The 6719-nt window shown below is 39.6% G+C and carries 6 protein-coding genes; all 6 read left to right on the top strand.

Annotated features, from left to right (window positions below):
• On the top strand, positions 1-221 hold a 221-nt coding region (locus tag ACFWE9_RS09850; protein WP_377356605.1), incomplete at its 5' end, for a hypothetical protein.
• 315 nt (positions 222-536) lie between these two features.
• The gene (metG, locus tag ACFWE9_RS09845; protein WP_377356603.1) at positions 537-2498 is read left to right on the top strand and encodes a methionine--tRNA ligase; all 1962 of its coding nucleotides are present in this window, start codon (positions 537-539) and stop codon (positions 2496-2498) included.
• Between the two features lie 208 nt (positions 2499-2706).
• Positions 2707-3474: a TatD family hydrolase gene (locus ACFWE9_RS09840; protein WP_230162000.1), complete on the top strand. Its 768-nt coding sequence runs from the start codon at positions 2707-2709 to the stop codon at positions 3472-3474.
• 278 nt (positions 3475-3752) lie between these two features.
• The gene (locus ACFWE9_RS09835) at positions 3753-4907 is read left to right on the top strand and encodes a resuscitation-promoting factor (RefSeq protein WP_230162002.1); all 1155 of its coding nucleotides are present in this window, start codon (positions 3753-3755) and stop codon (positions 4905-4907) included.
• Between the two features lie 273 nt (positions 4908-5180).
• Entirely contained in the window at positions 5181-5744 is a 564-nt protein-coding gene (rnmV, locus tag ACFWE9_RS09830; RefSeq protein WP_230162004.1) for a ribonuclease M5, read from the top strand.
• Positions 5737-6615, top strand: coding sequence for a 16S rRNA (adenine(1518)-N(6)/adenine(1519)-N(6))-dimethyltransferase RsmA (rsmA, locus tag ACFWE9_RS09825; RefSeq protein WP_230162006.1), 879 nt, complete (start codon positions 5737-5739; stop codon positions 6613-6615). Before rnmV ends, rsmA begins: the two co-directional genes overlap by 8 nt.
• Positions 6616-6719: the final 104 nt, after the last annotated feature.

Here is a 6719-nt window from a genome sequence, read left to right as displayed (position 1 = left end):
ATATAATACCAGCCATTCCCAAATACGTCAATGATTTATTTTCATTTTTTTGTAAAAAAAGAGTATGGCTGCATTTCCAAGGAACAAAAAGGGTTATAAAGAAAAAAAGCGGCGATGCCTTTGTAAATTTTAAAAAATATAGGCTACAAAGAACTACTCGCTTCACCATTATTGGACAAACTGTGCATGTAAGAATATCCTTCTCCTACTCTATTATATGATTAAATACAATTTAGTTTCAAAACAAAAGTTCTGAATTAAGGATAATTCTTCAAAAAAGCTATAACTTGTGAGTTGTTGCACAAAAAAAGAATTTTAGGTATATTTTGTTGAGGTAAGAGGTAATGCTGACATAAGGGATGTTTACCCTTCAGTTTAATTGAAATTTTTATTCTATTAACATGGTGATTTGATTAGTGATTATTGTCGCATAGAATCGTATATAGCGTTAAAATAGAGATAATAGCTTTAAATATAGACTGTAGGTTTTTGGCCAGTCCTAAAGCCAGTTTTTCAAACGATGAGGAGGGAACGAAGTGCAAGATAAATTAAAAACATTTTATATCACGACACCCATATATTATCCGAGTGGTAATTTACATATAGGGCACGCGTATACCACAGTGGCAGGAGATGCCATGGCTCGTTATAAAAGGATGCGTGGCTTTGATGTCATGTATTTAACGGGCACTGATGAACATGGTCAAAAAATCCAGCGCAAAGCCGCTGAAGAAGGAATCACACCGCAGCAATATGTAGATAATATCGTATCGGGGATTAAAGAGCTCTGGGAAAAGCTTGATATATCTTATGATGATTTCATTAGAACTACAGAAGATCGTCATAAAGAGGTTGTAGCGAAAATCTTCAAAAGGCTATTGGATCAGGGTGATATATACTTGGACCAATATGAAGGGTGGTATTGCACACCTTGTGAATCTTTCTTTACTGAACGTCAGGTGGAAGAAAGCAATGGAAACTGTCCAGATTGCGGCAGACCAGTTGAAAAGGTAAAAGAAGAGTCTTATTTCTTTAAGATGAGTAAATATTCGGATCGATTACTGAAGTTTTATGAGGAAAACCCGGGTTTCATTCAACCGGAATCCCGCAAAAACGAAATGATCAATAACTTCATTAAACCTGGATTGGAAGATCTGGCCGTTTCCCGTACGACGTTCGATTGGGGCATCAAGGTGCCAGGTGATCCGAAACATGTCATTTATGTATGGATTGATGCATTGACCAATTATATAACGGCATTAGGATATGGCACGGATAACGATTCTAAATACTTGAATTATTGGCCTGCTGATGTGCATCTGGTCGGAAAGGAAATAGTTCGCTTCCATACTATTTATTGGCCGATCATGTTAATGGCTCTGGATGTACCGCTTCCTAAGAAAGTCTTTGCCCACGGCTGGCTTCTCATGAAAGATGGTAAAATGTCCAAATCAAAAGGAAATGTAGTCGATCCTGTTACATTGATAGATCGATATGGCTTGGATTCTTTACGCTACTACTTGTTGCGTGAAGTTCCCTTTGGTTCTGATGGAGTATTTACGCCGGAGGGCTTTGTAGAACGAATCAATTTTGACTTGGCAAATGATTTAGGGAATTTATTAAACCGGACAGTGGCAATGGTCAATAAGTACTTTGATGGTGTGATTCCAAGTTACCAAGGATCCAATGGCGAATTCGAAAAGGCTTTGCTTGAAATGAATCAAGTTGCGGTAGGCAAGTATGAGGAAGCCATGGAAAACATGGAATTTTCAGTTGCGCTAACATCCATTTGGCAACTTGTGAGCAGAACTAACAAATTCATTGATGAAACTCAGCCATGGACTCTTGCTAAAGATGAATCAAGTAAAGAAGAGCTTGCTAGTGTCATGGTGCATTTGGCGGAATCATTACGCAGGACCGCAATTCTTTTGAAGCCTTTCTTGACGCAAACACCTGAAAAAATCTTTGCACAGCTTAACATCAAGGACGATGTTTTAAAATCTTGGGATAGCTTAGCGGAGTTCGGACAAATTCCTGCTGAAACAAAGGTTTTGAAAGGGGAGCCTATCTTCCCTCGTTTGGACATGGAAGAGGAAGTTTTATATATTAAAGAACAAATGCAGGGTGGAACCCCTAAGGCCGAGGAAAAAGTGGAAGAGACTATTTCAGAGGTTGATGAAATCACTATTGATGACTTTACAAAAGTGGAGCTTCGTGTTGCCCAGGTCATGGAAGTGGAGCCAGTAAAGAAAGCGGATAAGCTTCTTAAACTGCAGCTTGATTTAGGCTATGAGAAACGCCAAGTCGTATCAGGGATTGCACAGCACTATAAACCTGAGGATTTAGTAGGCAAAAAGGTGATTTGTGTAACGAATTTAAAACCTGTTAAGTTGCGTGGCGAGCTCTCTCAAGGAATGATTTTGGCAGGTAGCCAGGATGGAGTGCTCTCAGTGGCTACAATTGATTCAGCGATTCCAAATGGTTCAAAGGTGAAATAAACCCATAAAAACATAAAGGTGTTTCATATGAAACATCTTTATGTTTTTTTCTTTATGCTTTTGGATAAAGTACATGATTATAGGTTTGTTTTTTAGGTTTACAGTCACTTGTGGGGCATATAGGCCCTCTGTAATCTTTTTGTTACCTAAATGTGAAACATAAAACTTTCTTTTTTTAATAAAATAGTGCTAGAGAGGAAGAAGAATAATGTTATTCGACACACACGTTCATCTAAATGCGGAACAATTCAACGAGGATCTGGAAGAGGTCATCAAAAGAGCTAAGGAAGCAGGAGTGAATAATATGGTAGTCGTTGGTTTTGACCGGCCTACCATTACGAGGGCGATGGAATTAATAGAAACTTATGATTTCATGTACGCCGCAGTCGGATGGCATCCTGTGGATGCTATAGATATGACAGAAGAGGATTTACTATGGATCGAGGAATTATCCAATCATCCAAAGGTTGTGGCCATTGGTGAGATGGGTCTTGACTATCATTGGGATAAATCACCGAAAGATGTTCAAATGGAGGTTTTCAGGAAGCAAATCCGATTGGCGAAAAAGGTGGGGCTGCCCATCATCATCCATAATCGGGAAGCGACCGCGGATATCGTGAACATATTAAAGGAAGAAGAGGCATCTTTGGTGGGAGGCATCATGCATTGCTTTAGCGGAAGTGCAGAAACAGCCTTGGAATGTATTAATATGAATTTCTATATTTCATTGGGTGGCCCCGTTACCTTTAAAAATGCAAAAAAACCTAAAGAGGTGGCAGCAGCCGTACCTTTAGACCGGTTATTGATTGAAACAGATTGTCCATATTTAGCGCCCCATCCTTATAGAGGGAAACGTAATGAACCTTCCTATGTGAAGCTTGTTGCAGAACAAATTGCTGAAATCAAACAACTCCCGATAGAGGTAATTTCCCAGGCAACAACGGAAAATGCCAAGAAATTATTCGGCATTAACTGACAGTTTTTTTTACAATATTCCCCGGGGTTCGCTAGCTAAAATCGCATTTTTTAAGATTTCTACAAATCTCACACCATTTATAGGGTTATTATGTCGAGAAGTCACCCTTTCCTTTTCAATGCGGAATATGCATAATAGGTAGTAATTTCCTAAATGAGAAGTGAATGGGTTGACAGCTTGATAACTATGTCTATATAATCACCGGGAGGAAGGAGGAGTTTTTCATTCTATTAAAAACTATGAAAAACCTTATTCCCAAACCTTTTGGGAAGAAGAGAATGGCAATTGCCATATGCAGTGCGATTCTTGTTTCTACAGCATTGGGAATACTAATCTATCAAGGAACAAAGCATACAGTTACAATAATGCTAGACGGAAAAAAACAGGTAGTGCGGACACACGCATCTACTGTAAATGATATGTTGAAAGATTTAGAGATTACCGTTCAAGCCGCAGACTATGTCCACCCATCAAGAGACAGCAAGGTCGATGATAATTTAGAGGTGGTCTGGAAGCCTGCGCAAAAAATCGTCATGGTCGAAGATGGCAAGGCAAAGGAAGTTTGGTCAACTACCGATACGGTAGGCGAACTTTTAAAAGAACAAGATCTTAATATAAAGGATCAGGATAAGATCACGCCTTCCAAAAATACGAAGCTGGAAGCGAATATGGAAGTTGCCATAGACAAAGCCTTTTCACTGAAATTAGTGGTGGGTGGAGACGAAAAACAGGTATGGTCAACTTCGACTACTGTCGCTGACTTTTTAAAGCAACAAGGAGTAAAACTCAATGATTTGGATCGAGTTGAGCCAGAATTAGCCGAAAAAGTTGAAGCTGAGAATACGGTAAACGTTATTCGAATTGAAAAAGTCACCGATGTAGTGGAAGAACCAGTTGACTTTGCTGTCATAACTAAAAAAGATGACTCCTTATCAAAAGGGAAAGAGAAAGTTGTCAAAGAAGGAAAAGACGGACTCATTTCTAAGAAGTATGAAGTTATTAAAGAAAATGGCAAAGAGGTCAAAAGAGAATTACTTTCAGAGAAAGTAGTTCATAAAAAGCAGGATAAGGTTGTAACGGTCGGAAATCAAACGACGGTTGCCCAAGCATCACGCGGAGTAACCAACGTTAGTTCTACAAATGGAAAAGAAATATATGTATCATCAACGGCTTATACTGCAAGTTGTAAGGGCTGTTCCGGTGTCACGTCTACAGGCGTAGATCTTAAGAGTAATCCAGGTGCGAAAATCATTGCTGTCGATCCAAGCGTAATTCCTTTGGGTTCGAAAGTCTATGTAGAGGGATATGGCTATGCAGTAGCTGCTGACAAAGGTGGAGCAATAAAGGGAAATAGGATAGATGTCTTCTTTTCCTCAAAAAATGATGCATATCGCTGGGGTGTAAAGAAAGTAAAGGTTCGCGTATTGAACTAATAAGGTTTCTCTCGCAGGAGATGAATTCGTCTCCTGTTTTTTGACGTTTTATTTTCCATTTGTTGAAAAACCCTATGTAAAACTGTTTTAATAAGATAGACGTATCAATATTCCATAAGAGTTCATTATAGGTGAATTTTCATAAATGATGTTGGCTGGAGTGAATTCCTATCCTACAAGTTTAATAAGAAAAGGGTAGGTATTTTTAAGAGGACCAGTTACATTTATTACGAGCTAATCAAAGCGCTTGCGCTTTTCTGTATGGAGGAAAATATGAAAAAGATTAAAGAAATTATTGTTGTAGAAGGTAAAGACGATACGGTAGCGATAAAAAGGGCTGTTAATGCTGATACAATAGAAACGAACGGTTCTGCTGTGAATGAATCCTGTATCGAGCAGGTGAGACTTGCACAGAGGACACGAGGAGCCATCATTTTCACAGATCCTGATTTTCCTGGTCAAAAAATCAGGAATATAATTTCAGAACAAGTAAAGGGCTGTAAACACGCCTTTTTAACGAAGAAGGAAGCCCTTCCTAAGTCAGGTAGAGGGATAGGTGTGGAGCATGCTTCCCCCGAGGCCATTCGTAATGCCTTGAAGGACGCACAGTTAATGGATGAAGAGGCTGCAGAAGAGATTTCACAGCAGGATTTAATAGATGCAGGTTTAATTGGAGGATCGGGTGCCAAGGAACGAAGGGAAAGACTTGGATCTATTTTGAAAATCGGATTTACGAATGGTAAACAGTTATATAAGAGACTAAAAATGTTCCAAATATCAACTGAGGCTTTTTATGAAGCAATGGTACAGATAAATCAGGAGGAAAAACATGAATAAAGATATTGCAACCCCTGTCAGAACGAAAGATATACTAAAGAAGTACGGATTCTCCTTTAAAAAGAGCTTAGGCCAAAACTTTTTAATTGATACGAATATCTTGAAGCGTATTGTCGAACATGCAAATTTGACAGAGGAAAGCGGCGCCATTGAAATCGGGCCTGGGATCGGCGCATTGACGGAACAACTAGCGAAAAGCAGCAAAAAGGTTACGGCCTTTGAGATCGATCAGCGTTTACTGCCCATCTTATCGGATACACTGTCCCCTTATGACAACGTGAACATCATTCACGGAGATGTTCTAAAAGCGGATGTTAAGAAGGTCATTGAGGAGGAATTCGCTGGCTTTTCGGACTTGATGGTTGTTGCAAATCTGCCTTACTATGTCACGACACCCATTATTTTAAAGCTATTATCTGAGGACCTTCCCATTAGAGGCATCGTGTGCATGCTGCAAAAGGAAGTCGCCGATCGAATTGCCGCTAAACCTGGGACAAAGGAATACGGTTCGTTATCCATTGCCATTCAATATTATACCGAAGCGGAAACAGTGATGATCGTACCCAAAACGGTATTCATGCCTCAACCTAATGTCGATTCAGCTGTAATACGCCTTACTAGACGAGTTAAGCCAATCGTTGAAGTCCTGGATGAGGATTTCTTGTTCACTGTGACCAGGGCGAGCTTCGCGCAGCGCCGGAAAACGATTTTAAACAACTTAACCAGTCAGCTGCCAGATGGTAAATCAAAAAAAGAACTCGTACTTGCTGCTCTCGAGGCTTCGGATGTAGATCCATCCAGACGCGGTGAAACACTGAGCATAGAAGAATTTGGCCGCTTAAGTGATGCGTTATTGCCAAATTTTAAATGAAGAATAAGTAGAAAAAGTCAAAGTCGGAACGGGATTACTCCCAACTTCCGGCTTTTTTTTTGTTCTGGATATGACTTTCATGAATGGAAATGTAGTCAATCCCC

Origin of the sequence: Peribacillus sp. NPDC060253, from assembly GCF_042727425.1 — a bacterium.
In the GTDB taxonomy this organism is placed as follows: domain Bacteria; phylum Bacillota; class Bacilli; order Bacillales; family DSM-1321; genus Peribacillus.
This window is presented reverse-complemented; position numbering and strand designations above follow the sequence as displayed.